Source organism: Dyella monticola (assembly GCF_003363155.1).
Taxonomy (GTDB): Bacteria; Pseudomonadota; Gammaproteobacteria; order Xanthomonadales; family Rhodanobacteraceae; genus Dyella_B; species Dyella_B monticola.
This window is the reverse complement of sequence record NZ_QRBE01000001.1, coordinates 524851-550051: the sequence shown is the minus strand read 5'-3', so window position 1 is coordinate 550051 and position 25201 is coordinate 524851. Positions and strand designations below refer to the sequence as shown.

The window sequence follows — 25201 nt, the reverse complement described above, 5'->3', positions numbered from 1 at the left end:
GACCCTCAGAACTCGGGATCCCAGTCCACCACCATGCGCCCGCCGGACAGATCCACCGAACGCACGTACACACCCTGGACGAAAGGAACCAGCCGCTCGCGCTCGCCGTCCCTTACGACCACCACGTCATTGGCGCCGGTCGCGAACACATGACTCACGCGTCCCAACACTACGCCTTCGGTGGTGACGACCTCGAGGCCTTCGAGATCAACCCAGTAATACTCATCCTTACCGGGTGGTGGCAGCAGTTCGCGGGCGACATAAATGTCCTGCCCTACCAGTGCTGCGGCACCATCCCGATCGTCCACCCCGGGCAGTTGAGCGATGAGACCCTTGCCCTGGGGTCGACCTTTGACACCGTCGATCTCCATGTCCTGGCCCGGCGCGGTGAGCTGCCAGGGCTGGTACTTGAAGATCTGCGTGCGCGGCTCGGTCCAGGATTCCACCTTTACCCAGCCCTGCACGCCGTACAATCCGACGATGCGTCCGACCAGGACGCGCCGACCGGTTGCGGTCATGCTCAGGCAGCCTGCTTGGCGGCTTCCTTCAACAGGGAGGCAACCTTGTCGCTCAACTGAGCGCCCTTGCCCACCCACTCCTGCACGCGCGCCACGTTCAGCTCAAGGCGCTTGTCCTTGCCCGCAGCGACGGGGTTGTAGAAACCCACGTTCTCGATACTGCGGCCATCACGCGCACTGCGCGAGTCGGTCACAACGACGTGGTAGAACGGACGGCCCTTGGCGCCGCCGCGCGAAAGACGAATCTTGACCATAGTTAAAAGCTCCAGAGTTGCCGGCAGGCCCGGCAAGCACGCCCTATGCTGGGCGCGGTAAACGCGACATTTTAATGAAATTCGTGGAAAAAGGAAGGGGTTACGTTCCCGGGCTTTCCCCCGTGAGGGTCTGCCGGGAATTCAGCGCCCCATCGGCGGAAACCCGCCACCCATCCCGCCGATGCCCTTCATGGCTCCGCGCATCTGCCGCAGCAGGCCCTTGGTGCCGCCCTTGGAGAGCTTGGACATCATCTTTTCCATCTGCATGTACTGCTTTAGCAGGCGGTTGACATCCGCCGGCTGCGTGCCGGAGCCGCGCGCCACGCGGGCGCGGCGGGAACCGTTGAGCAGGTCCGGGTGACGCCGCTCCTTTTTGGTCATCGAGCAGATGATCGCGATCATGCGCTTGATCTCGCCGTCGTCGACCTTGGATTTCACGTTATCAGGCAACGCGGAGACGCCCGGCAGCTTGTCCATGAGACCGGCCAGGCCGCCCATGTTGTTCATCTGCTCAAGCTGGTCGCGCATGTCGTTGAGATCGAAGCGCTTGCCCTTGATCACCTTCTGGGCCAGCTTCTGCGCCTTTTCCTGGTCGACCTTGCGCTCTACTTCCTCGACCAGCGAGAGCACGTCGCCCATGCCGAGGATGCGCTGCGCCAGGCGATCCGGATAGAACGGTTCGAGCGCGTCGGTTTTCTCGCCGGCACCTAGAAACTTGATCGGGCGACCGGTGATATAGCGCACCGAAAGCGCCGCACCGCCGCGGGCGTCGCCGTCGGTCTTGGTGAGCACCACACCGGTGAGCGGCAGCGCCTCGGCGAAGGCCTTGGCGGTGTTGGCCGCGTCCTGGCCGGTCATCGAGTCGACGACAAACAGGGTTTCGATCGGCGTGATCGCGGCGTGCAACGCCTTGATCTCGGCCATCATTGCCTCGTCGATATGCAGGCGGCCGGCAGTGTCCACCAGCAGCACGTCCATCACTTCCTTGCGCGCGGCAACCATCGCCGCCCTCGCGATATCAACCGGGTTCTGGCCGGCTTGCGAGGGAAAGAAATTCACACCCACCTGCTCGGCCAACGTGCGCAACTGCTCGATGGCGGCGGGACGGTAGACGTCACAGCTCACGACCATCACGCGCTTCTTCTTGCGCTCGCTCAGAAAGCGCGCCAGCTTGGCCACGGTGGTCGTCTTACCTGCGCCCTGCAGGCCAGCCATCAGCACCACGGCAGGAGGTTGCTGCGCGAGGTTCAACTCGGCATTGGCCGTGCCCATGAGCGCAGTAAGCTCGTCGCTCACTACCTTCACCAGCGCCTGGCCAGGCGAGAGGCTCTTGAGCACCTCCTGACCGACCGCACGCACCTTCACGCGCTCGATCAACGCCTGCACCACCGGGAGCGCCACGTCGGCTTCCAGCAGCGCAATGCGCACTTCGCGCAGGGATTCGCGGATGTTTTCCTCGGTCAACCGGCCACGGCCGCGCAAGCGGTTGACGGTGGTTGAGAGGCGTTGGCTGAGCGACTCGAACATGATGATGAGACAAGAAAAAGCAGACGGATTGGCAAATATACCAGACCCGCCTGCCTTCCTCAGAGGAAAACCGGTAGCCGGTTGATCTACTCGCCAGTATGCGGTGCACGCCCCGGCTTGGCATGCACGTGCGCTTGCCGCGACGGTTCCGCCAACCCGCTTAGGCAATTTTGCCGCGTTCACCCTATTCCGGCCCTGTGCGACACTTGCACGCCATGCTCGCCGCCCTCGCCATCTTTGCGATCGCTTGTTACCTGCTTGCCAGTGGGTTGCTGGCGCAACCTCTTTTCAGCGGACCGTCCATTACGCCGGCCAAATGGACGCGCCCGGCGCTGGTCATCGCAAGTATCGCGGTCATTGTGCATGCCGCATGGTTGCTGGCGGCGCACAGGGGTGCGCTAGACCTGCACTTTTTCGCTGCGCTCTCGTTGGTGGCATGCGTCGTGTCGGCGCTCACGCTTGTGGTGAACCTTACCCGTCCGGTGGCGGCACTGGGGGTCATCGTGTTTCCGCTCAGCGCGGTGCTGCTGCTCGTCGACAGCTTCTTTGCGCCGCCGACCATACCGATGCCGATGGACTGGCACATCAAACTGCATGTGACGGTGGCGCTGCTGGCCTTCAGCGTGCTGTCCATTGCGGCGGCCATGGCCATTCTGCTCGCGATCCAGGAACAGGCCCTGCGTCATCGCCAGATCAGCCCATGGCTGAGCGCACTGCCTCCGCTGACGCTGACCGAATCGCTGTTGTTTCGCTTGATCGGCGCCGGTTTCGCACTGCTTACCGTGGCGCTGCTTACCGGCATCCTCTTCGTCAACAACCTGTTTGGTCAGCACCTGGTGCACAAGACGGTGCTATCGATCATCGCGTGGCTGGTATTTGGCGCACTACTTTATGGGCGCTGGAAACACGGCTGGCGCGGACGTAGCGCCGTGAACCTCACTCTGATCGGCATGGCCACGCTGCTGCTGGCCTTCTTTGGTTCGAAGTTCGTGCTGGAAGTGGTGTTGCATCGCGCGGTGGATTAACCACCCTTACCGACACGCGTCGATGGCCTGAGCCAATCGCTCCACACCGATCACCTCCATCTCGCCGACTTTGCCTTTCTTCGGCGCGTTGGCCTTGGGCACGATGGCGCGTTGGAAGCCATGATGCGCTGCTTCCTTCAACCGTTCCTCACCGTTGGGTACGGGGCGGATTTCGCCCGAAAGCCCCACTTCGCCAAATGTGATGGTTTTTTCAGGCAACGGACGATCGCGCAAAGAGGACAACACGGCCAACAACACAGGCAGATCAGCGGCGGTTTCCTGCACGCGGATACCGCCGACCACATTGACGAACACGTCTTGATCGTAAGCGGCCACACCGCCATGCCGATGCAGTACGGCCAGCAGCATCGCAAGGCGGTTTTGCTCAAGACCGAGCGCAACGCGCCTGGGGTTTCCCAGCGATGATTGATCCACCAGCGCCTGCACCTCCACCAACAATGGACGAGTGCCTTCGCGTGTGACCATGACTGCGCTACCGGGCGTCGGGCCGCTGTGTGCAGAAAGAAAAATCGCGGATGGATTGGGTACTTCGCGCAGGCCTTTTTCGGACATCGCGAAGACACCCAGTTCGTTGACGGCGCCGAATCGATTCTTGAAAGCGCGCAATACGCGGAATCGGCTGCCTGACTCCCCTTCGAAATACAGCACAGCGTCGACCATATGTTCCAACACGCGCGGACCGGCGATACCGCCTTCCTTCGTGACATGGCCGACGAGAAAGACGGATGTACCGGTTTCTTTCGCAAACCGTGTGAGCTTGGCGGCAGATTCGCGTACTTGGCTTACGGAGCCCGGCGCGGCGGTAAGGAAATCAGTCCAGATGGTTTGGATGGAGTCGATCACCAGCACGCGCGGGCGTGTTAGGGCGACCTGATCGAGTATGCGCTCGATACCGGTTTCAGCCAGTGCATGCAGAGGTTGCAGCGGTAGATCGAGGCGTTGTGCGCGCGCCGCGACTTGAGCCAACGATTCCTCACCCGTGACGTACAGGCTGGGTAGTTTTTCGCCGAGCTTGCCAAGCATCTGCAGCAGCAAGGTCGACTTGCCAATACCCGGATCACCACCGATCAACACCACCGAACCTTCGACCAGGCCGCCACCAAGCACGCGATCCAGTTCGCTGATGCCGGTAAGCGTGCGCGACTCGGCCGTCAGCAGCACTTCTGTAAGCGGTGTGACGCGCGCAACGCCATTGGCGACACCTGCATAGCCGGCCTGCCTTGCCGCTGCGATGGATTTTTGTGCCGGCTGCACGACGAATTCGGAAAGCGTGTTCCACGCGCCGCATTCGATGCATTGCCCTTGCCACTTGGTGTGTTCGGCACCGCAATCGGCGCAGACGTAGGTGGTTTTGGCTTTGGCCATGGTGTCGACGGCGTGGGTTCGATGAGGACAGCTTAGCCTGCATGGGTCGCAGGCGGCGAGACGTGCCAGTTACTGATCGTCCTCGACAAACAGTACGCGACGTGTCATGCCGCACGTCAGGTCATAGCTGATGGTGCCTGCTTGAGCGGCGACGATTTCCGCCGGCAGTTCGCAGCCCCATAGCACGACGCGGTCGCCCACCTTGGCTTCAAGCGCGTGGCGCAAATCCAATGTGACCAGGTCCATCGAGACACGACCGATCAACGGCACTTGGCGATGGCCCACCACGACGGGCGTACCGGCCACGGCGCTGCGCGGATAGCCATCGCCATAGCCGACCGCCGCCACGCCCACCGGCATGTCCTGCGGACACTCCCACAAACCGTTGTAACCAATGCGTTCGCCACGCTTGATGGTATTGATGGCGATCAAACGCGTGGACAGCGTCATCGCCGGGCGGAAACCGAAATCGGCGCCCGTTTTGCCTTCGACGACAGACAGGCCATATAGCAGACCGCCAGTGCGCACCCATTCACCGCGTGCATCAGGCCATCCCAGCACGGCTGCAGAATTGGACAGCGAACGGGGACCGGCCAGACCGCGCGTGGCCGTTTGGAAACGTTCGATCTGCTGACGCGTGCGTTCGCCATCGAATACCTCGGACTCGGCGAAATGCGTCATCAGGCCGATATCAGGATCGATGCCCGCCATGGCCGCTAGTAGTTCACGCACCGTCGCCGCGCGCTCCGGTGCGAAGCCCAGGCGATGCATACCGGTGTCCACTTTCAACCACACGCGCAGGCGGCCGCGTGAGGGCGATGCTTCCGATAGCCATTGCAACTGGCTTTCATGATGAATGGCCGCATCCAGGCCCAGCCGCTGCATTTCCGCGATGTCGCCGGCCTGGTCGGGCCCCGACAGCACCACGATGCGCTGCCGGTGACCGGCCGCGCGCAGACGAAGCCCATCGCCGAGCGACGCCACTGCAAACGCTTCAGCTGCACCATCCAGCGCGCGCGCGACGCGCTCCAGGCCATGACCGTAGGCATCGGCCTTGACCACGGCCATCACGTTCGCTGGCGCGGCAAGCTCCTTGAGGCGCGCGAGGTTGTGGCGCAAGGCGCCCAGGTGGATGGTGGCGACGGTGGTGCGGCTCATGGTGCTCGTGAAGAATAAAAAGCGATGTTCGACAAGGTTCGCATATCCCGACAGACCTAGCTGCTATCCATGGTTCTTCCTGGAGGTGATGCAAATACTCGCCTTGTGCCCATCGCCACGGCGAAAGCCGGAGCCCAGTGTCCTCGACCCGCCAACAACACCACTGGATCCCAGTATTCGCCGGGATGACGAGCCTGGGGTTTCTTCACACGCGCAGCAGGAAAAGGCGCGGACCGCACATAAGGTAGCGAACTACGGGCCCACGATCAGGGCGAAAACATGACGATACGCGGGCAGCTACTACCTAGAAGTGGCCCGTATACGCGTCAGGGCTGTAGTTCTCGAACTTCGTGTAGTGACCCAGGAAGGTCAGCTTCACCGTATCGGTGGGACCGTTACGCTGCTTGCCGATAATGATTTCGGCCAAGCCTTTGTCCGGCGATTCCTTGTTGTAGTACTCGTCGCGGTAGATGAACATGATGACGTCGGCATCCTGCTCGATAGCGCCCGATTCGCGCAAATCCGACATCATCGGCCGTTTGTCCGCGCGCTGTTCCAGCGAACGGTTCAACTGCGACAAGGCAATCACCGGCACGTTGAGTTCCTTCGCCAATCCTTTCAGCGAACGCGAAATTTCGGAGATTTCCGTGGCGCGGTTTTCCTTGTTGCCCGGCACCTGCATGAGCTGCAAGTAGTCAATCACGATCAGGCCAAGGCCACCGTGCTCGCGCGCCAGGCGTCGTGAGCGCGAACGCATTTCCACCGGCGAGAGGCCGGGCGTGTCATCGATGAAGATCTTCGCTTCGGACAACAATGCGATGGCATTGGTGACGCGCGGCCAGTCTTCTTCGGCCAGGTCGCCATTGCGCAGATGTTGCTGATGGATGCGACCGACCGAGGAAATAAGACGGAAGGCAAGCTGCGAGGCGGACATTTCCATCGAGAAGACCGCGACGGGCTTTTTGGCGCGCAAGGCAGCGGCTTCGGCAATGTTCAAGGAAAAGGCGGTCTTGCCCATGGATGGGCGCGCCGCGACGATGATCAGGTCCGACGGCTGCAAGCCCGAGGTGAGGTTGTCCAGATCCGTAAAGCCGGTGGAAATGCCGGTGAGCTGGCCGCGATTCTGATAACGCTCGTGCAACAAGCGGAAGGCGTCTTTGACGGCTTCGCGCATGGAGACGGTGTCCTTCTTGCCGCGCGCGCCGGATTCGGCGATGCGAAACACGCGCTGCTCGGCGTTTTCCAGCACTTCGTGTACGGTTTTGCCTTCGGGACGATAACCATCTTCGGTGATGGCAGTGCCGGCATCGATGAGCTGACGCAACACCGATTTCTCGCGCACGATTTCGGCATAGGCGATGATGTTTGCCGCGCTCGGCGTGGCATTCGCCAGCTCGACGAGATAGCTCGCGCCACCGACCATTTCCGCCAGGTCGTTTGCCTCGAACCAGTCGCCGAGCGTGATCGCATCGCAAGGCATGCCTTTGTTGGCAAGCTCGGTGATCGCACGCCAGATCAGGCGATGATCCTTGCGGTAGAAGTCTTGCTCGCTGAGTTTGTCGGCAACGCGGTCCAGCGCATCGGCAGCGAGCATCAACCCGCCCAATACGGCCTGCTCGGCGTCGATGGAGTGTGGTGGTACGCGCAGCGCTTCGATGCCGCTAGGAGAGGATTTGCGTTCGGGCACGAAGGACATGGACATTCCCTGCGGCAAGGAGGGTGCTCAACGCCATGTAGGCGGGCACGAGTTATGAGCTTACGTGGTCTCATCGGATGAGACGAGTCAATAAGTCTGTGGATATCCTGTGGGCGGCTGGGGATAAAGCAGACCCCGGAGAAAACAAAAGGCATCCGCGTTGTCGCGAATGCCTTTCGTCATTGCTGGGAAGCCTACGCGCGCGTTAACGCACGTACGCTTGCCACCGATGGCAGTGTTTACTGCTTTTCGGGGACCACGATCACCTTGACGGTGCCCTGCACGTCCGCGTGCAGGCTGATCACCACTTCGAATTCGCCGGTGTGGCGGATCGGGCCTTCGCCCTGGATCACTTCACCCTTGTGGATGTCGTGACCGGCCGCTTGCAGCGCATCGGCGATTTCGCGCGGGCCGACGGAGCCGTACAGCTTGCCTTCGGGACTGGCGTTGGCGCTGATGGTCACCGTTACGTCGGTCAGCTTGTTCTGGCGCGCCTGCGCGTCGGACAGCAGGTTGTTGGCCTTGGCTTCGTACTCGGCACGACGTGCTTCGAACGCAGCGAGGTTTTCAGCATTGACGCGCACGGCCTTGCCCTGCGGCAGCAGGTAGTTGCGGCCGTAGCCCGGCTTCACATTGACCTTGTCGCCGAGGTTGCCGAGGTTGCGCACTTTCTCGAGAAGAATGAGTTCCATGGGAATTTCCTCAATTCGTTAGCACCGGAGTGGCCCGATGCAGCCGTGGACGGCTGTCCGAAGGGAACTGCCGCCGTCCTTCCGGACCGCGGCAGATAAAGCATTAAACGTCGTGGTTGTCCGTATACGGCAGCAGCGCCAGGAAGCGCGCGCGCTTGATGGCCGTGGCCAACTGACGCTGATAGCGTGCCTTGGTGCCGGTAATGCGGCTGGGCACGATCTTGCCGTTTTCGGTGACGTACTGACGCAGCGTGTTGAGATCCTTGTAGTCGATCTCTTTGACGTTTTCAGCCGTGAAGCGGCAGAACTTGCGGCGACGGAAGAACTTGGACATGGTTCTGGGCTCCTGGATCAGTCTTCGGTATCGGCGTCGTCGCTGTCGGCGCGACCTACACGGCGGTCATCGCCATCCGCATCGTCGTCACGGCGGCGGGAGGACTTGGCGTCGTCCTTTTCCTTGCTCTTGAGGATGAAGGACTGGTCGGAATCGGCGCCATCGCGCTTGATCACCAGGTGGCGCAGCACGGCATCGTTGAAGCGGAAGCCGGACTCAAGCTCGTTCAGCACGTTCTGACTCACTTCGATGTTGAGCAGTACGTAGTGCGCCTTGGCCAGGTTTACGATCGGATAGGCCAGCTGACGACGGCCCCAGTCTTCCAGGCGGTGGATCTTGCCACCGTCAGACGTGATGAGCGACTTGTAGCGCTCGATCATCGCCGGAACCTGCTCGCTCTGGTCAGGATGGACCAGGAATACAACTTCGTAATGACGCAAGGTCATTGGGAAACTCCTTATGGATGGGACCCTCACGGGCCTCTCAGCCTCCCGCGGCATGCGGTGAGGCAAGGGCTGCCACGCGCCTGTTTGGCAAGGGCAGAAGCGGAATTGTAAGCGGGATGAGCGAAACGACGCAAGCCGCTGAATTAGCTAGGTTGCGGATATGGCTTCCCGTTACCTGCCCCGCTCACACCCCATCCTCTCGCCCCCGCCGGACCCGTCACCCCAGCAGGAAAGCGCGGCGTTCAGCCGACGGTGAAGCTCTCGCCGCAGCCACACTCACCCGTGGCGTTGGGGTTGCGGAAGACGAAGGTGGCGTTGAGCCCCTGGCGCTGAAAGTCAATCTCGGTACCTTCCACCAGCGGCAGGCTCTTGGCGTCCACGATCACGGGCACACCGTCGATCTGGAAGGTCTGGTCGCCGTCGCCCACCGTTTCGGCGAGATCCACCACGTAGGAGAACCCCGAGCAACCCGTGCGTTTCACACCAAAACGGACACCCGCGGCCGACGGTGCCTGGGCCAGGAACTGATGCATGCGTTGCTGAGCGGAGGGGGTAATGGAAATGATCATAGGGAAACGGCTCTGAATCGGGCGCCTAGGTGCACAGGGCGTGTCGCACTGCGGCACGACTACATTATCATGCTCGCTTGCCCCGAGATGGGCGCCTTCCCCAGGAGTTTCAATTCATGACGGTGGTCAGCGTCAAACAGGCCCTTTCCGGCAAGCTCGAGGCCGGCAGCACGGTGACGGTGCGCGGTTGGGTGCGCACGCGCCGCGATTCCAAGGCGGGCCTGTCGTTCGTGAGTATCAGCGATGGCTCCTGTTTCGACCCAATTCAGGCGGTGGTGCCGGCCAGTCTGGACAACTACGAAAGCGAAGTGAAGCACCTGACCGCGGGCGCGGGGGTGATCGTCAGCGGTACATTGATGCCCTCCCAAGGCAAGGGCCAGGCGTTCGAGTTGCAGGCCCAGAGCCTGCAAGTCACCGGCCTCGTGGACGACCCGGAAACCTACCCGATCCAACCCAAGCAGCACTCGATGGAATTCCTGCGCGAAGTGGCGCACCTGCGCCCGCGCACCAACCTGTTCGGCGCCGTGACACGCGTGCGCCATACGATGATGACGGCGATCCATCGCCACCTCACGGAACAGGGTTTCTTCTGGATCAACACGCCCATCATCACCACGTCCGACGCCGAAGGCGCGGGCGACATGTTCCGCCTGTCCACGCTGGACCTGGCCAACCTGCCGCGCGATGAGCAGGGCAAGATCGATTTCCGTAAGGACTTCTTCGGTCGCGAGGCGTTCCTTACCGTCTCCGGCCAGCTCAACGTCGAGGCGTATGCGCTGGCGATGAGCAAGGTCTATACCTTCGGCCCCACGTTTCGCGCGGAAAATTCCAATACTCCCCGCCACCTGGCCGAGTTCTGGATGGTGGAGCCCGAAATCGCCTTCGCCGACCTGCACGACAATGCCGATTGCGCCGAAGCCTTTCTCAAGGCCATTTTCAAGGCCGTACTGGAGGAGCGCGGCGACGACATGGCGTTCTTCGCCGAGCGCGTGCAGCCCGATGCCATCACGCGCCTGGAAACCTTCATCGAGCAGCCGTTCGAGCGCATCGACTACACCGATGCCGTGGAGATTCTCAAGAAGTCCGGCCAGGCGTTTGAATTTCCAGTGGCTTGGGGCGTGGACCTGCAAACCGAGCACGAACGTTACCTGGCCGAGAAACATATCGGCCGTCCTGTTGTCGTAATGAACTACCCCGAACAGATCAAGGCGTTCTACATGCGCTTGAACGACGACGGGAAAACCGTCGCTGCCATGGACGTGCTCGCCCCCGGCATCGGCGAAATCATCGGCGGCAGCCAGCGCGAGGAACGCCTGGACTACCTGGACCGCCGCATGGTCAAGTTCGGTCTCGATCCTGCCACGTATGGTTGGTACCGTGACCTGCGCCGCTACGGCACCGTCCCGCACGCGGGCTTCGGCCTGGGCTTCGAACGCCTGCTGGTGTACGTGTGCGGACTCTCCAACATCCGTGACGCCATCCCCTACCCACGTGCGGCAGGGAGCGCCGAATTCTGATTGATTGATAGACATGCGTTTCAGACTGCTACTTACCCTCATCCCCCTCGTGCTGCTTGCCGCCTGCCATAGCGTCAAGCTGCCCAAGATTCCCACGCCTGTCGATCTGCTGCCGCAAAGTCAGCCGATCCGCCCCCTGGCGGACGCCAAAAAGGCGCTGATCGATGCCACGCCGTGCTGCACGACGTTTGCGGATTTTTCATACGACACGCGCTTGCCGTGGCGGCCGCAACGCTTCGAGCTCGGCCCCGGCAGCCCGGTGGTGGCGATCAATGGCTCGCGCAGCTACTTCTTGAGTTTCCTGCTGCCGGTCGACGCCAAAGTGCCGTATGAGATCGGCGTGAAATCGGAACTGGTCGGCCACTCCCTCACCAGCAGCAGCTATCTGTTCGCACCCACCATCGTGCAGCTCGACGATGCGTTCCAGCCGATCAACTCCGAGGACGTGAAGCTGTGCGAGTACATGGGCTGGAGCAACAGCGACAGCGGCGCGTTCGGCAGCATAAAAATCATCGACAAGCGGGCGCGCTACCTGGTGGTGTACAGCTCCGCCAAGCAGCAGTCGGACGACACGTACTGGGAGCAGTCAGGCAGCACCTTCTCCACCGCCAGCACCACCACGCCCACCACCACGACAACGGGTGGAAGCTATAAGATCCACCATGGCCCCGAAGGCGTGGTCTGGGTTGGGATGATGGACAGGAGCTACTCCGAAGCGGTGAACAAGGCCGTGTGCGCCAAGGCCCCGCAAGGCAATGGCGTGCTGAACACGTTGCGCCAGGACGTCACCAAACTGACCTGGAGCGGTACTTGATCCCGCTCGTGGTCTACATCAGCCTGCTGCTGATGGGGCTTATCTGCTTTATCGCGCACGCGGTGCTGCCGTTTCGCATCGCCAAGCATCTGCGCGAAGACTATCCGCAACACTGGAAAGTGATCGTCGATACCGGCGGGGCGCAGGTCGCACGTGGCCCGCAACTGTGGTTGCGCATGCAGCATGTGCTGCGTTCGCCAGCGATTGCCGCCATCGACGATGCTTCGATCACGCGCCTGTGGCGCACCTGGCGCTACAGTCAGTGGGTGGCATGGGGGTGCTGGGTGGCCGCACTCGCCTTGCAATGGCGCAGCCGCTCCTGACCATCGGGACCACTGGGGAACATCGGATGGATTTGAATCTCAAGGGACGTCACGCATTGGTGTGTGGCGCCTCACAAGGCATTGGACGGGCAACGGCGATCGAGCTCGCCGAGCTAGGTGCCGACGTCACGCTGCTGGCGCGCTCGGCCGAACCGCTTGCCACGCTCGCCGATAGTCTGCCGCGGCTGCATCCGGCGCAGCGGCATGGCTGGCGCAGTGCCGACATGGCCAATACCACCCAATTGAACGCCATCGCCACGGACATCGTCGCGGCCACGCCGGTGCACATCCTGATCAACAACTCCGGCGGCCCACCGGGAGGCGCGATCCATACCGCGGACCCCGCCGCCTTCGAAACGACCTTCCGCCAGCACGTGCTGGCCGCGCATACGCTGCTGCAAAGCGTGCTGCCCGGCATGCGCGACAGCCGTTACGGACGCGTGGTGAACGTGATCTCCACGTCCGTGAAGGAACCCATTGCCGGACTCGGCGTATCCAACACCGTGCGCGCCGCGATGGCGGCGTGGGCCAAGACGCTGGCGGGCGAAGTGGCCGCCGACGGCATCACCGTCAACAATGTGCTGCCAGGCTATACGCGCACCGCGCGCATGGATGGCCTGCTCGCGGTGCAGGCGGAAAAGAGCGGGCGCGATGAGCAGGAACTGGCCAAGGAAATGGCTGCCGCCGTGCCCGCCCGACGCTTTGGCGAACCGGGCGAAATCGCTGCCGTCATCGCCTTTCTCTGCACGCCCGCGGCCGCTTACGTCAACGGCGTGAGCATTGCAGTGGATGGCGGGCGAACCAAGTCGTTGAGCTGATCGCGCGTTGATGCGCAAGTCGCCACATACGGCGACGTCCGGTGCATTCCAGGGCCGCAAGCTCTAAGCTTGCAGGGATGCCACGCACACGCCTCGCCAATCTCATCGATGGTCGCCTGCAAGGCCCGCTCGACGATCACTGGATCGACGTCCACGAACCGGCCACAGGCGCCGTGTTCGCGCAGTGCCCCGATTCCACTGCCGCCGATGTCCACGCCGCCGTGTACGCTGCGCAACGCGCGGCGCCGGGCTGGGGTGCCACGTCCACTGACGAACGCGCCAGACTGATAAATCGACTCGCCGACCTGCTCGAAGCGCGATTGGACGAATTCGCCGCCTTGGAGTCACGCGATAGCGGCAAGCCGGTGGCGCTTGCAAGACGACTGGATATTCCGCGCGCGGTCTCCAACCTGCGCTTCTTCGCGGCAGCCATCGTGGCGTGGGAGAGCCAATCGCACGCCATGGAAGCCGGGGCGATCAATTACACATTGCGCCACCCGCTCGGCGTGGTGGGTTGCATCAGCCCGTGGAATCTGCCGCTGTATTTGTTTACCTGGAAAATCGCCCCCGCGCTGGCCACTGGCAATGCCGTAGTGGCCAAACCTTCGGAAATCACGCCCTGTACGGCGGCGCTGCTTGGCGAACTGAGCATTGAAGCGGGCTTTCCGCCGGGCGTATTGAACATCGTGCAAGGCCGAGGCCCCACCACCGGTCAGGCCATTGTCGAACATCCCGTCATCAAAGCGATTTCCTTTACCGGCAGCACGCGCACCGGTGCGAGCATCGCGGCAACCGCTGCACCTCAGTTCAAGAAAATATCACTGGAGTTGGGTGGCAAGAACCCCGCCATCGTGTTTGCCGATGCCGATCTCACGGATGAGCACATGAATACCATCGTGCGCTCGGGGTTTTCCAATCAAGGCGAGATCTGCCTGTGCGGTTCGCGTCTGCTCGTCCAGCGCTCCATCTACGAAAACTTCCGCGAGTGCTACCTGGCAAAAGTGCAAGCATTGCGCGTCGGCGACCCGCAGGATACATCCAGTGATCTTGGCGCAGTGGTTTCCCGCGAGCATTTCGACAAGGTGATGCGTTGCATCGCGCAGGCACGCGAAGAAGGCGGCCGCATCCTTTGCGGTGGCGATGCGATAAAACTGGGCGGCCGTTGTGCCGACGGCTGGTTCATCGCACCCACTGTCATCGAAGGTCTGGCCAATGACGCGCTCACCAATCAACAGGAAATTTTCGGGCCGGTTGTCACGCTAATCCCCTTCGATGACGACGCCGAGGCGATCGCACTCGCCAACGGCACCGGCTATGGACTTGCCGCGTCGCTTTGGACGCGCGATCTGTCGCGGGCGCATCGATTGGGCGCACAACTGGAATTTGGCATCGTGTGGATCAACTGCTGGCTGCTGCGCGATCTGCGCACACCTTTCGGTGGCAGCAAGCAATCGGGCGTCGGCCGCGAAGGCGGCGTGGAGGCGCTGCGCTTTTTCACCGAGCCGCGCAACATTTGCATTCATTACGGAGAACCCTGACTTTGAGCAGTCCACTGCAGGATTTGATCGACAGCAACCGTCGTTGGTCGGCGTCCGTGACGCAAGCCGATCCGCACTTTTTCGAACGCCTCGCCAAGCAGCAATCGCCCAAGTATCTATGGATCGGCTGCTCCGACTCGCGCGTGCCCGCCACGCAGATCGTGGATTTACCGCCCGGCGAAATCTTCGTGCAGCGCAATGTCGCCAACGTGGTGTCGCATACCGATCTCAATTGCCTGAGCACCATTCAATTCGCGGTGGATGCGCTGAAGGTGGAACACATCATCGTTGTCGGTCATTACGGCTGCGGCGGTGTGCAGGCCGTGCTGGACGACCGCCGGCTCGGCTTGGTGGACAACTGGCTGCGACACGTGGGCGATGTGGCATACAAGCATGCAGGCATGCTTGCCACGCTCGATTCAATGTCCCTGCGCAACGTTCGCTTGTGCGAACTCAACGCCATCGAGCAGGTCGTCAACGTCTGTCAGACCACCATGGTGAGAGATGCCTGGGAGCGCGGCCAGCCGCTTTCCGTGCACGCGTGGTGTTACAGCCTCTCCAACGGCCACATGCATGATTTAGGCATGCATGTGTCTTCTCCCGATTCCTTGCGTTCGGCGTATGAACAGGCCTTGCAGCAATTGATGCACCGCGCCGGAGAACCGCGATGAGCGATGAGGTCGTTCGCACCGATACGGCGCCAGCGCCCGTTGGTGCGTACCCCCATGCGCGCCGCGTAGGCCAATTGCTGTTTCTGTCGGGTGTTGGGCCACGCGAGCCCATCACCAACCGTATTCCCGGGAACGTCTATGACGCCGACAACCGGCTAATCAGCTACGACATCGAACAGCAATGCCGACAGGTGTTCGCCAACGTGCGTGCCGTGCTGAAAGCCAGCGGTGCACGCTGGGAAGATCTGGTCGACGTGACCGTGTTTCTCACCGACATGAAACACGATTTTCCGGTTTACAACCGGCTCTATGCCGAATACTTCCAAGGTGTGGAAGCGTGCCGCACCACGCTGGGCATTACCGCGCTACCGACACCCATTGCGATCGAGCTCAAGTGCGTTGCAGCGTTGCCCGCCGCACAGGCATAGCAGGCGTTCCCGCAAATAAAAACCCCGGATGGCGAGGCCACCCGGGGTTCTCGGTATACCGAACCGTACTGCAGTAACGATTACTTCCCGGCCGAGCCGCTGGAAGCCGGAGCACTGCTCTTCTTGGTGTGCGACGACTTATGGCTGGTGCTGCTCGACTTCTTGGTGGTGTGATGCTTGGCAGGAGCCGCGGTCGACGACGACGAAGTCTGAGCCGCTGCCGAGGAGTCCTGGGCGAACACCGAGCCGGACAGAGCCACGCCTGCAACGAGCAGAGCAGCGATCGCAAGTTTACGCATCATGATCATGAGCCTCGAGATTTGGTAGCCACGGACCCGGCCGGAACCCGGCTATCGCGGGTGGCGTGACGGCCTTAACAATGCATCTGCTTCGGCATACGGGAACTGAACGGCAGTAGCAAAAACAGGTGGAAAATTACATAAAAACCAGGATCGACCCGCCGCCCTGACAGCCTCCCGGGAGGTCTGATTGGCGTCGAACCTCGGCGTTGGAGAAAGCGGGAGCGCCGCGGCTTAAGCGCGCCTTGCAAAGCCCTGTGCTCCGGCTTTCGCCGGAGCACAGGTTCAAGGCATAACGAAATACTTCAGATGTACAGCCGGTCAGGCAACGCAACATCGCAATAACTGGAGGATCGTGGCCTGGACGATCGGTGCCTTGCTGCCATCCCACGTAAAACGCTCTTCGTCCATGTATTGGCATTGCGACAATTCGAGCTGCACCGCCTCTACCCCTTCGGCCGGCCGACCGTACTGGCGGGTGATGTAGCCGCCCTTGAAGCGTCCGTTGAGCACGAAGTCGTAGCGGGTCTGGGCCTCCATGACACCCGTCAGGCTCCACTGCAGATCCGGGCCGCAACTTGCGCCATCGGCGGTGCCAAGATTGAAATCCGGCAGGCGTCCCTCGAAAAGCATGGGTACATGGCTGCGGATGGAATGGCCATCCCACAACACCACCCGTCCGTGCTGCGCTTTCAGCCGCGCGATTTCCGCCACGAGTGCCTGGTGATAGGGCTGCCACCAGGTGGTGATGCGCTGGCCGATCTCTTCGGCGTCCGGCTCCTGCCCCTCGAGGTAAAGCGGCTCGCCATTGAAACCGATGGTGGGAACCAGGCCCGTCTCGCGACGCCCCGGGTAAAGCGCATGCCCATCGGCAGGTCGGTTGAGGTCGACCACGTAGCGCGATGCAATCGGCTTGATCACGCTCGCACCTAGCTCCTGCGCCAGAGGCTCGTACAGCCTGGCGACGTGCCAGTCGGTATCAGGCACCTGCCGCGCACGCGGATGCAATCGTTTGCTCACGTCATCAGGGATGTGCGTGCCGTTATGCGGCAGGCTGATCAGCAAGGGCACGTGACCACGCGTAAGGGTGAAGGTATCCATTCCGTCAGTTTGACCCTACCGTGCTCAATGCAGCAACAGCAATTCCTCTGCGGCGGTGGGATGAATGGCAATGGCCGCCTTCAAATCATGCCAATCCAGGCCTTTTTGCATCGCCATCGCAAAACCTTGCAGCAGCTCATCACTGCCGGGACCCAGTACGTGGATGCCCACCACCTTGCGTACCTCGCCGACACAGACCAGCTTTACCACGCTCTGTTCCGAACGACCGGCCACCATCCACAGCAAAGGCGTGTAGCGACCGGTATGCACGTTCACTGCGTCGCCATAGCGAGCGCGCGCCTGCTGCTCGGTGAGGCCGACCGCACCCAAGGGCGGTTCGGAAAACACCACGCTGGGAATGGCGCTGTCGTCGAATTTCGCGTCCGCCATACCGCCGATAAGTCGTTCGGCCAGTGCACGTCCTGCTGCAACGGCCACCGGCGTGAGCGCTTTGCGATCGGTCACATCGCCCACGGCATAGACGCCCGGTACATTCGTGTTCTGTAGCGCATCCACCAGGATATGGCCGCGCTCGCCGCATGCCACGCCAAGCTTTTCCAAACCAAGCCCGTCGCTGTTTGGAACACGCCCCACGGCCCATAGCACGGCGTCGTAAACACCATACTCAGCGCGATCGGTGGCTTCCAGCGTGATGGCGCCATGCTGGCCGCGCGCCGCTTTGATCTGCGTGTTGCGCACGATGCGGATGCCATGCGCCTGCATCTGTACGGCAAGCGCCTCGACCAGTTCGAGGTCGAAATCCGTCAGCATGTTTTCACGCACCAACACATCCACTTGGCATCCCAGCGCGCGCATGACGCACGCGAACTCCACGGCGATATAACCGCCACCGACGACGGCGATGTGCTGCGGTGGCGCATCGAGCACAAAAATGTGGTCGGAATTCATGCCGAGCTCAACGCCGGGGATATCAAGTCGGCGCGGCCGAGCGCCGGTAGAAATCACGATATGCGGCGCACTCGCCTGCATGCCCTTGGCCGTCTCCACCGTATGGTTGGAGATAAGTTGCGCGGCCTCCTCGATCACGCGAATGCCAGCCATGTCCAGCCGCGTCGCATAACGATGGCGGATGCCTGCGATGTACTGATCACGCAGGGTGCGAAAGCGTGCCCAATCGAGTCGCAGCGGCGCCGCGTCGAAACCGATTTCCTGTCCCAGCCGATGCATGTCGGCAATCTGCGCGGCGAACCACATGGCTTTTTTCGGCACGCATCCGCGATTCACGCACGTGCCGCCGAGCGCATCCGGGTCGAACAGCGCCACGCGTGCGCCCAAGCGCGCCGCACGCTGCGCGACACTCAAGCCACCCGAACCGGCCCCCAGAACGATCAGATCGAAGTGTTCGGCCATGCATCCTCCGGTGGTTGCCGGCATCAGAGATGAAAACGTGACGGCGCGTAAGGCGCCGGATCAATAGATGGCTTGGTGCCATGCAGTTGCGCTGCGACCAACTCGCCTGTCGCCGCCGACATGCTGACGCCAAGCATGCCATGCGCGGTCGCCATATGCAGATTGGACCAGCGCGTGCTTGGGCCGATGATCGGCACTTCATCCACGCTCATCGGCCGCCAGCCCCACCATGCTTCTTGCAATTGCGGGCCTTCCGGTTCGCGCAGCCCTTCCGCCGCGCCGCGGCGGAGCGCATCGATGCGGGTTTGATTGAGACCTTCGGCGTAACCGGAAAACTCCATGGTGCTGCCCAGCCGAAAACCGCTCTCCCACGTGGTGACGCACACTTTCGGTTCGCGCAATACCATCGCGTGGCGCGGCGCCTGCGCAGGCCGCGTATAGGTGATCGAATAGCCCTTGCCTGGCTGCATCGGCAGACGCAAACCCAACTGCCGGCCAAGTAAGGGTGACCAGGCGCCGAGCGCCATCACCACGGTATCGCCGCTAAAGTCGCCGAGCGAGGTGGTCACACCGACGATGCGCTGCCCGCTGGTCTCCAGGCGCTCGATCTTCGCACCGGTCTCGATCATGCCGCCGTGTTCATGCACGAGCCTCGCAAGCTCGGCGACGTAGCGATCCGGCCGCAGGCGCGCATCATCCGGATGGAACAGCCCGCTGTGCACGCCGGGTTTCAGTGCGGGCTCCATCGCCTCCACGTCTTCGCCGCGCAGGCGTTGCACGGAGATGTGCAGGCGATCGAGCAACTGGGCGTGATGATGCTCGTCGTCCATCATCTGAGCGGCGCTGCGATACACGTACAGCAAGCCGTCTTCCACGTATTCGCAATCCAGGTTCTCGCTGCGGATCAGCTCGGCCATCGCGTGATACGAGCGTTGCAGAATGGCCGCCCGTGCCTGGGCTGCGCGCTCGAAGTCCTGCCAGGTGCAGCGCCGCGCAAAGCCTAGCAACCAGCGCAGGCGCGCACTATCGAGCCGGGGGTTGAGATACAGCGGTGCGTCGGCGCGGAATATCGAGCGCATGGCGATGCCCAGCGTGCCGGGCATGGTCAACGGCGCGGCATGACTGGGTGTGATGGTGCCGCAATTGCCATGCGAGCTGCCGCAACCCGGCGTGCCCTGTTCCAGCACGCGCACGCGGGTACCGCCCTTGAGCAGATGCAGCGCACAAGAAAGGCCGATGACGCCGCCGCCAAGGATCAATACATCACTACGGGAAGCATTCATCAGACCATTGTAGCGGTAGCGAATTGGTACTTGCGCGGTTCGTAACATCGTCGCAGGCTTGACTGGCGACCACTCCATCGCCGCCCACATGCGCCTGAAGACTGTGATGTGCCTCATCTGCACGACCGTGCTGTTGGCATCCACCAGCGCGCATGGGCAACCGTCTGCGCCTTCCACGCAGGAACTGCTGAGCCGGTTCGGCAACGCCCCCAATGGACTGGCACGCTACGACTACCTCATCGCGGTGATGCCCCTACTCAAAGGCGACGACAAATCGCTCGCGCAGCAATTGCTGGCCACCGTGGAGAGCGAGCTGGGTCTGTACAACGAAGCGGTCATGACTTTTCCGTTCGACAATCGCGTTACGCCGCCACGATCCACGCCCTTGCCGCAACCGGATGGCTGGCAAAACGTGGATGCGGCAGACGCGGTCACCGAACTGGCCGCCAAGCGCAACATCGTGATGGTCAACGAGGCGCATCATGATGCGCACACCCGCGAGCTGACCTTGGCCTTGTTGCCACGCCTGCGCGCGCTAGGTTTCCGATACCTTGCCGTCGAAGCACTCAGCCAGAAGGACACCGAGCTGATGCATCGCGGTTATGTGACCGAAAACTCCGGCAGCGAGTACCTGCTCGAACCGCTGTACGGCGAAATCGTGCGCCAGGCGATACGTCTTGGCTACATCATCGTGCCCTACGATGTGGATAACGCGGGCGAGGAGGATCGCGATACGGATCAGGCGCGCACAATCTACGAAAAGGTGTTCGCCAAAGATCCGCACGCGAAATTATTCGTGCACGCCGGCTATTCGCACATCGACAAGGCCGCAGGCAATTTAGGGGACGGCATCAAGACCATGGCCATGCAGCTCAAGCAGCTCACCGGCGAAGATCCGCTGTGTGTGGACCAGGTGCAATTTCGCGACGTCGCCGTCGGCGGTCTGGATTTCGGCTTCTACAACAGCGTTGCCAGCAAGTTCACCTCCCCGGTGCCCTACGTGCTACGTGAACGCAGCAGCGGAGCGATCTGGAGTTCGGACCCGCAACGACACGATGTCACGGTCGTGCTGCCACCTGCGTCGGAACAGGACCTGGATATCAACGGGGTGATGAAAAGCGATGTGCTGAGGCGTGAAGTGGTGCTCCCACGCGCACCGTTCGATGTCAGCCAGCGCCCGTCGTGGCTGACGCTCAACGGCAAGCGCGTGCCGGTTCGCATCAGTACCGACCTCTGCGGCGGCCAGATTCCGTGCGTGGTGGAAGCCCACTACCCCACCGAGCCGGACGCCGCGACGCCTGCCGATCGCTACACCTTCCTGCACAACCATTCGCACAACGTGCTGTACCTCTTCCCGGGCCATTACCGCCTGCGCGCCTGGGATGCCTCCGGCAAGACGCTGCAACAGCAGGATATCGACGTCCCCGCGCACTGAAACCAGCCAGACCTTGGCTCGCTGCGGCGCTTGCGCGCTTCAAATTACAAGCGTAATCTCCATTCAAGACTACATTTGTAATCCAATGAGGCCATGCACGTGCCCGATCCCACCGTTCCCATCAGCGAAGCCGAAAGCCACGTCATGGACGTGTTGTGGCAGCGCGCTCCGCTCACGTCCGAACAGATTGTGGCGGCCGTGCAATCGCATAGCGACTGGCATGAGAAAACCATCCGCACGCTACTCAATCGCTTGCTCGGCAAAGGCGCGGTAAACGCGGCGCGCGACGGTCGACGCTACCTCTACAGTCCCACGTTGACGCGCGCGCAATGGCAATCGCAGGAAAGCCGCAGCCTGCTCGACCGCGTGTTTGGTGGCCGAATGGCGCCGCTGCTCACGCATTTCAGCCAGCACGAAAAGCTCTCCGCCAAGGACGTCGCCGAACTGCGCAGGCTGCTCGACGCCATCGAACAGAAGGAGCGCTGAGATGATCGCGATGCTGTTACGGATGCTGCTGTCCATCTCCCTGGGCCTTGTGCTGGCGTTGGCACTGCGCAAACCGCTGCGCCGTGCGTTCGGCGCCGGCCCTGCGTTTACGGTGTGGTGCATGCCGCTGTTGCTGGCGGCCGTACCCTCGTTGCCGATGCCGGCCACGACATCGGCATTGCATCCGATCATCACAGCACTGCCCGTGCAGGCGTTCGTCACTGCGGACGACGCACCCACCGGTGCTTATACGTGGCTGATCGCGCTGTGGCTTCTGGGCGTGGTGTATGGGGCGACGAATCTGGCGCTGCGCTATGCACGCATGGCGAGTGGCCGCGCAAACGTGCCTGCGGCCATGCGACAGCGGCTGTTGAGCGAACATCCCGCGCTGCCGATCCAGCGCGTGCGGCTGCATGATGCCGGTCCAGCGGTGATGTGGGCGCCGCGCCCATGGTTGCTGTTGCCGGAGGATTTCTTCGAGCGCCACGACACCGAAGCGCGCGAGATGGTACTGCGCCACGAATGCAGCCATCTGCATCGTGGCGACGCCTGGTGGAGCCTGCTTGGCGAATGCCTGCTGGTGTTGCTGTGGTTCCACCCACTGGCCTGGCTTGCGCTGCCGCGCTTCCAGCTCGATCAGGAACTCGCCTGTGATGAAACCGTACTGCGCGCGTCGCCCCAGCACGAACTGCCTTACGCCCGAACCCTGATGCACAGCACCGGCGTGGATGCGCAACCGGCCATGATCCCCTGGCTCGCCGAGCCACAACTCAAGGAGCGCCTCACCATGATCAGTCGTCCTCCACACAGTGCACGGCGGCGCCGCATTGGCTACGCGACACTGGCCGTACTGCTCGCCAGTGGCGCCACCCTGGCCCAAACCGGTACTGCGCCGCCGCCCACGACTCACGCCTCCTTGGATGTGCGTGACGAAACGCCGCCCCCGCCCTACCCACCCGATGCCCTGACGAATCGCGACCATGGTCTGGTGCTGTTGAAAGTGCTTGTGGGTACCGATGGCACTGCACATAAGATCGACGTCGATCCGAAAACCAACGCATCGCCTGAACTGACCAAGGTCGCCAGCGACGCCGCCATGAAGTGGCACTTCGATCCCGGCGTCAAGAACGGCAAACCGGTGGAGGAATGGGTGCAAGTACCGGTGATGTTCAGCCTCATACCGCTGCCGCCGCATCCTCCGGGCCCGCCGCCCGCAAACATGCCACCTCCGCCGCCACCGCCGCCGCCCCTCTTGCCGCCACCGCCCGCTGCCCAACCCAGCTCGTCCAATTCCTAAGAACTTCCCGGCAAGCCATTGATTTGCTGTAACCTCGGCACAGGCACCCGCCGAGGTTTTTCTTTTATGAGCCTGGCTAGGACAGGGGACACGGACAAACACCGATCACTTATGCGCCTGTTGTGCACAGGCGTAATGGCCGGCGTATTGCTGCTGCTGACGGCTTGCACCAGCGCCCCGCGGCGAGAAGCCACCTTCAAACCCTCGCATTCCGAACTTGCCGACGAACCCGCACGCGCGCCGGAAAATGCCGTGGGCACCGCCAACGATGTGCTCTTTCGCGCCATGGCCCTGGTCGGCACACCGTATCGCTGGGGCGGCAATACCCCCACCGGCGGCTTCGATTGCAGCGGCCTGGTCGATTACATCTACCGCAATGCCGCCAACATCATGCTGCCGCACAGTTCGCGCGGCATGGCCTCGATCGATGGCCTCAAGGTCAAGCACATGGATGATCTGGTGAGCGGCGATCTGGTATTTTTTTCCATTGGCGGCGACATCAGCCACGTGGGCGTCTACGTGGGCAAGGGCCGATTCGTGCATGCCCCAAACAGCGGCGGCACCGTGCGCCTCGATGACATCGACGGCCCGTACTGGCGCAACCACTTCGCCTACGGCAAGCGCTTGCTGGATTGAGGCTTGCCCTCGCCTGCGGCCGCCTTCACAAAATTTATATTGTGCACAATTAAATTATGTGCGATGCTGGCTCCTATGAAGAAGCCCCTGGACGCATCTCTGCACCTCGACGAACAGCTTTGCTTCGCGCTGTATGCCGCCTCACGCCGCATGACCGCCACGTATCGCCCGCTACTGGAGGCCCTGGACCTCACCTATCCACAGTACCTGGTGATGTTGGTGCTGTGGGAGCGGGACGGCCTCACCGTGCGCGAGCTTGGCGAACGCCTGCAGTTGGATTCGGGCACGTTGACGCCCCTGCTCAAACGGCTGGAGCAGGCCGGCCTGCTCGGTCGCCGCCGTCGCCAGAGCGACGAGCGCGAAGTTGAAATCACGCTGACCGATGCCGGCCATACGCTGCGCGAAGGCGCCGCCGACATTCCGCGCTGCATGGCCGAAAAACTGTGCATGTCCATCGACGCGTTCACGCGACTGCGCGATGAATTGAAGACCCTGGCGACACAGCTCGCTCCCCCCACCGACCCACGAGAGTAAAAACCATGAGCAATCCCACCAAAGTTCTGTATACCGCCACGGCCACGGCCAAGGGCGGCCGCGAAGGCCACATTCACAGCAGCGATGGCGTGCTGGATTTCGATTTGAAGGTACCCAAGGAACTCGGCGGTCCCGGTGGCGCCGGCAGCAACCCCGAGCAGCTTTTCGCGGCCGGTTATTCGGCCTGCTTCGAAGGCGCGGTGCGTTACGTGGCGCACGAAAAGAAGATCACGCTCAAAGATGCTTCCGTGACCGGCCACGTCGGCATTGGCCCGCGCGACCCCGCTGGTTTTGCGATCGCGGTAAAGCTTGAAGTAAGCCTGCCGGGTATTGATCGCGCGGTGGCGCAGGAACTGATTGACGTCGCGCACCGCGATATCTGCCCGTATTCGCACGCCACGCGTGGCAATGTGGATGTACAGATCAGCTTGGTCTGATGCGATGGCTTAAACGAAAAACGGCGCCGCATTGGCGCCGTTTTTTTCATTCCAGCGAAGGCCGGAATGACGGTAATGCAGCGTTATGCTCGGACAGCACCCAACTCAGTGGGCTTCCGTACCCGGCGGATGCGCGTGGCCGTGCTGAATTTCTTCTTCCGTCGCATCGCGCACTTCCTGGACCGCTACGTCGAAGTTCAGCGTCTTGCCGGCCATCGGATGATTGAGATCCACATCGATCGTCGTCATGCCGACTTTTTGCACGGTGACCGCGCGCTGACCGCCCTGCTTGAGCGACAGCACCGTCACCATGCCGGGCTTGAGGCGATTGCCTTCGTGGAAATATTTTTTCGGCACGCGCTGAATCTGGTCTTCCTGGCGCTCGCCGTAACCGTCGGCCGGGGGGATTTCCACCTGCAGCGTATCGCCGGCGGCGTGCTCTTGGAGCGCGTTTTCCAGGCCAGGAATGAGCTGGCCGTGACCAAGCAGAATCCACAATGGCTGCCCGCTGTCGTGCGAGCTTTCCACCTTCTCGCCGTCCACGGTAAGCGTGTAGTGGAGCGCGATGACCTTGTCCTTCCCAGCCTTCATTGCCTGTCTCTCGTAGA

Annotated in this window: 29 protein-coding genes; 14 read left to right on the top strand and 15 right to left on the bottom strand. The window is 62.0% G+C overall.

All coding sequences use genetic code 11. The features are described from left to right. Positions 1 to 5 precede the first annotated feature (5 nt). The 3 genes from rimM to ffh form a co-directional block, all read right to left on the bottom strand. A complete protein-coding gene (rimM, locus tag DWU98_RS02300) occupies positions 6 to 518 on the bottom strand; it encodes a ribosome maturation factor RimM (RefSeq protein ID WP_115493835.1) in 513 nt (170 codons plus the stop codon). A 2-nt stretch (positions 519 to 520) separates the two neighbouring features. After that, positions 521 to 772 carry a 30S ribosomal protein S16 gene (gene rpsP, locus DWU98_RS02295; RefSeq protein ID WP_115493834.1) on the bottom strand — a complete coding sequence of 84 codons (252 nt, stop codon included), beginning with the start codon at positions 770 to 772 and terminating at the stop codon, positions 521 to 523. Positions 773 to 913: 141 nt separating this feature from the next. After that, on the bottom strand, positions 914 to 2299 hold the full coding sequence (gene ffh / locus DWU98_RS02290) for a signal recognition particle protein (RefSeq protein ID WP_115493833.1): 1386 nt from the start codon (positions 2297 to 2299) through the stop codon (positions 914 to 916). A 215-nt stretch (positions 2300 to 2514) separates the two neighbouring features. Between ffh and DWU98_RS02285 the strand changes: the two genes are divergently transcribed. Beyond that, the gene (locus DWU98_RS02285; protein WP_115493832.1) at positions 2515 to 3324 is read left to right on the top strand and encodes a cytochrome C assembly family protein; all 810 of its coding nucleotides are present in this window, start codon (positions 2515 to 2517) and stop codon (positions 3322 to 3324) included. A 6-nt stretch (positions 3325 to 3330) separates the two neighbouring features. Here the strand turns inward: DWU98_RS02285 and radA are convergent, their stop codons facing one another. The 7 genes from radA to DWU98_RS02250 all read right to left on the bottom strand — a co-directional run bounded on the left by radA (position 3331) and on the right by DWU98_RS02250 (position 9605). Next, on the bottom strand, positions 3331 to 4710 hold the full coding sequence (radA, locus tag DWU98_RS02280; RefSeq protein ID WP_115493831.1) for a DNA repair protein RadA: 1380 nt from the start codon (positions 4708 to 4710) through the stop codon (positions 3331 to 3333). Positions 4711 to 4779: 69 nt separating this feature from the next. Next, complete coding sequence (gene alr / locus DWU98_RS02275; RefSeq protein ID WP_115493830.1) at positions 4780 to 5868, bottom strand: alanine racemase; 1089 nt, start codon at positions 5866 to 5868, stop codon at positions 4780 to 4782. 304 nt (positions 5869 to 6172) lie between these two features. Further along, positions 6173 to 7564 (bottom strand): replicative DNA helicase, encoded by a 1392-nt coding sequence (locus DWU98_RS02270; RefSeq protein ID WP_115494156.1) that lies wholly within the window; start codon positions 7562 to 7564, stop codon positions 6173 to 6175. Between the two features lie 239 nt (positions 7565 to 7803). After that, positions 7804 to 8256, bottom strand: coding sequence for a 50S ribosomal protein L9 (rplI, locus tag DWU98_RS02265; RefSeq protein WP_115493829.1), 453 nt, complete (start codon positions 8254 to 8256; stop codon positions 7804 to 7806). A gap of 103 nt (positions 8257 to 8359) precedes the next feature. Then, positions 8360 to 8590, bottom strand: a complete 231-nt coding sequence (gene rpsR, locus DWU98_RS02260; protein WP_111983860.1) for a 30S ribosomal protein S18 — start codon at positions 8588 to 8590, stop codon at positions 8360 to 8362. Between the two features lie 17 nt (positions 8591 to 8607). Beyond that, positions 8608 to 9036: a 30S ribosomal protein S6 gene (gene rpsF, locus DWU98_RS02255; RefSeq protein WP_115493828.1), complete on the bottom strand. Its 429-nt coding sequence runs from the start codon at positions 9034 to 9036 to the stop codon at positions 8608 to 8610. A 242-nt stretch (positions 9037 to 9278) separates the two neighbouring features. Beyond that, positions 9279 to 9605, bottom strand: a complete 327-nt coding sequence (locus tag DWU98_RS02250; protein ID WP_115493827.1) for a HesB/IscA family protein — start codon at positions 9603 to 9605, stop codon at positions 9279 to 9281. A 116-nt stretch (positions 9606 to 9721) separates the two neighbouring features. Here DWU98_RS02250 and asnS point away from each other — a divergent pair, with 116 nt between their 5' ends. The 7 genes from asnS (at position 9722) to DWU98_RS02215 (ending at position 15714) form a co-directional block, all read left to right on the top strand. Further along, positions 9722 to 11122 (top strand): asparagine--tRNA ligase, encoded by a 1401-nt coding sequence (gene asnS / locus DWU98_RS02245; RefSeq protein WP_115493826.1) that lies wholly within the window; start codon positions 9722 to 9724, stop codon positions 11120 to 11122. A gap of 13 nt (positions 11123 to 11135) precedes the next feature. Then, positions 11136 to 11936, top strand: coding sequence for a hypothetical protein (locus tag DWU98_RS02240; protein ID WP_115493825.1), 801 nt, complete (start codon positions 11136 to 11138; stop codon positions 11934 to 11936). Then, entirely contained in the window at positions 11933 to 12259 is a 327-nt protein-coding gene (locus DWU98_RS02235) for a hypothetical protein (protein WP_115493824.1), read from the top strand. The genes DWU98_RS02240 and DWU98_RS02235 overlap by 4 nt, the downstream gene beginning before the upstream one ends. Positions 12260 to 12285: 26 nt before the next feature. Continuing rightward, entirely contained in the window at positions 12286 to 13077 is a 792-nt protein-coding gene (locus DWU98_RS02230; RefSeq protein WP_115494155.1) for an SDR family oxidoreductase, read from the top strand. Positions 13078 to 13154: 77 nt separating this feature from the next. Further along, complete coding sequence (locus DWU98_RS02225) at positions 13155 to 14615, top strand: aldehyde dehydrogenase (protein ID WP_115493823.1); 1461 nt, start codon at positions 13155 to 13157, stop codon at positions 14613 to 14615. Positions 14616 to 14617: 2 nt separating this feature from the next. Then, on the top strand, positions 14618 to 15286 hold the full coding sequence (gene can / locus DWU98_RS02220; RefSeq protein ID WP_115493822.1) for a carbonate dehydratase: 669 nt from the start codon (positions 14618 to 14620) through the stop codon (positions 15284 to 15286). Next, positions 15283 to 15714, top strand: a complete 432-nt coding sequence (locus tag DWU98_RS02215; protein ID WP_115493821.1) for a RidA family protein — start codon at positions 15283 to 15285, stop codon at positions 15712 to 15714. Before can ends, DWU98_RS02215 begins: the two co-directional genes overlap by 4 nt. A gap of 80 nt (positions 15715 to 15794) precedes the next feature. On the opposite strand, the gene DWU98_RS02210 is transcribed toward DWU98_RS02215, so the two are convergent. From DWU98_RS02210 to DWU98_RS02195, 4 genes are all read right to left on the bottom strand, one after another. Further along, positions 15795 to 16022 (bottom strand): hypothetical protein, encoded by a 228-nt coding sequence (locus tag DWU98_RS02210; RefSeq protein ID WP_115493820.1) that lies wholly within the window; start codon positions 16020 to 16022, stop codon positions 15795 to 15797. Positions 16023 to 16334: 312 nt separating this feature from the next. Beyond that, on the bottom strand, positions 16335 to 17114 hold the full coding sequence (gene hutG / locus DWU98_RS02205) for an N-formylglutamate deformylase (RefSeq protein WP_115493819.1): 780 nt from the start codon (positions 17112 to 17114) through the stop codon (positions 16335 to 16337). Positions 17115 to 17138: 24 nt separating this feature from the next. Then, on the bottom strand, positions 17139 to 18485 hold the full coding sequence (gene gorA / locus DWU98_RS02200) for a glutathione-disulfide reductase (RefSeq protein ID WP_115493818.1): 1347 nt from the start codon (positions 18483 to 18485) through the stop codon (positions 17139 to 17141). A 23-nt stretch (positions 18486 to 18508) separates the two neighbouring features. Then, the gene (locus DWU98_RS02195; protein WP_115494154.1) at positions 18509 to 19768 is read right to left on the bottom strand and encodes an NAD(P)/FAD-dependent oxidoreductase; all 1260 of its coding nucleotides are present in this window, start codon (positions 19766 to 19768) and stop codon (positions 18509 to 18511) included. A gap of 88 nt (positions 19769 to 19856) precedes the next feature. Between DWU98_RS02195 and DWU98_RS02190 the strand changes: the two genes are divergently transcribed. The 6 genes from DWU98_RS02190 to DWU98_RS02165 all read left to right on the top strand — a co-directional run bounded on the left by DWU98_RS02190 (position 19857) and on the right by DWU98_RS02165 (position 24593). Continuing rightward, the gene (locus DWU98_RS02190) at positions 19857 to 21203 is read left to right on the top strand and encodes a hypothetical protein (RefSeq protein ID WP_115493817.1); all 1347 of its coding nucleotides are present in this window, start codon (positions 19857 to 19859) and stop codon (positions 21201 to 21203) included. A 99-nt stretch (positions 21204 to 21302) separates the two neighbouring features. Then, on the top strand, positions 21303 to 21689 hold the full coding sequence (locus DWU98_RS02185) for a BlaI/MecI/CopY family transcriptional regulator (protein ID WP_115494153.1): 387 nt from the start codon (positions 21303 to 21305) through the stop codon (positions 21687 to 21689). Position 21690: 1 nt separating this feature from the next. Further along, positions 21691 to 22986: a TonB family protein gene (locus DWU98_RS22080; RefSeq protein ID WP_115493816.1), complete on the top strand. Its 1296-nt coding sequence runs from the start codon at positions 21691 to 21693 to the stop codon at positions 22984 to 22986. A 111-nt stretch (positions 22987 to 23097) separates the two neighbouring features. Further along, positions 23098 to 23622 carry a C40 family peptidase gene (locus DWU98_RS02175; RefSeq protein WP_230474619.1) on the top strand — a complete coding sequence of 175 codons (525 nt, stop codon included), beginning with the start codon at positions 23098 to 23100 and terminating at the stop codon, positions 23620 to 23622. A gap of 75 nt (positions 23623 to 23697) precedes the next feature. Further along, entirely contained in the window at positions 23698 to 24156 is a 459-nt protein-coding gene (locus tag DWU98_RS02170; RefSeq protein WP_115493814.1) for a MarR family winged helix-turn-helix transcriptional regulator, read from the top strand. Between the two features lie 5 nt (positions 24157 to 24161). Next, the gene (locus tag DWU98_RS02165) at positions 24162 to 24593 is read left to right on the top strand and encodes an organic hydroperoxide resistance protein (protein ID WP_115493813.1); all 432 of its coding nucleotides are present in this window, start codon (positions 24162 to 24164) and stop codon (positions 24591 to 24593) included. Between the two features lie 105 nt (positions 24594 to 24698). Here the strand turns inward: DWU98_RS02165 and DWU98_RS02160 are convergent, their stop codons facing one another. Continuing rightward, positions 24699 to 25184 carry an FKBP-type peptidyl-prolyl cis-trans isomerase gene (locus DWU98_RS02160; protein ID WP_115493812.1) on the bottom strand — a complete coding sequence of 162 codons (486 nt, stop codon included), beginning with the start codon at positions 25182 to 25184 and terminating at the stop codon, positions 24699 to 24701. Between the last annotated feature and the right edge of the window lie 17 nt (positions 25185 to 25201).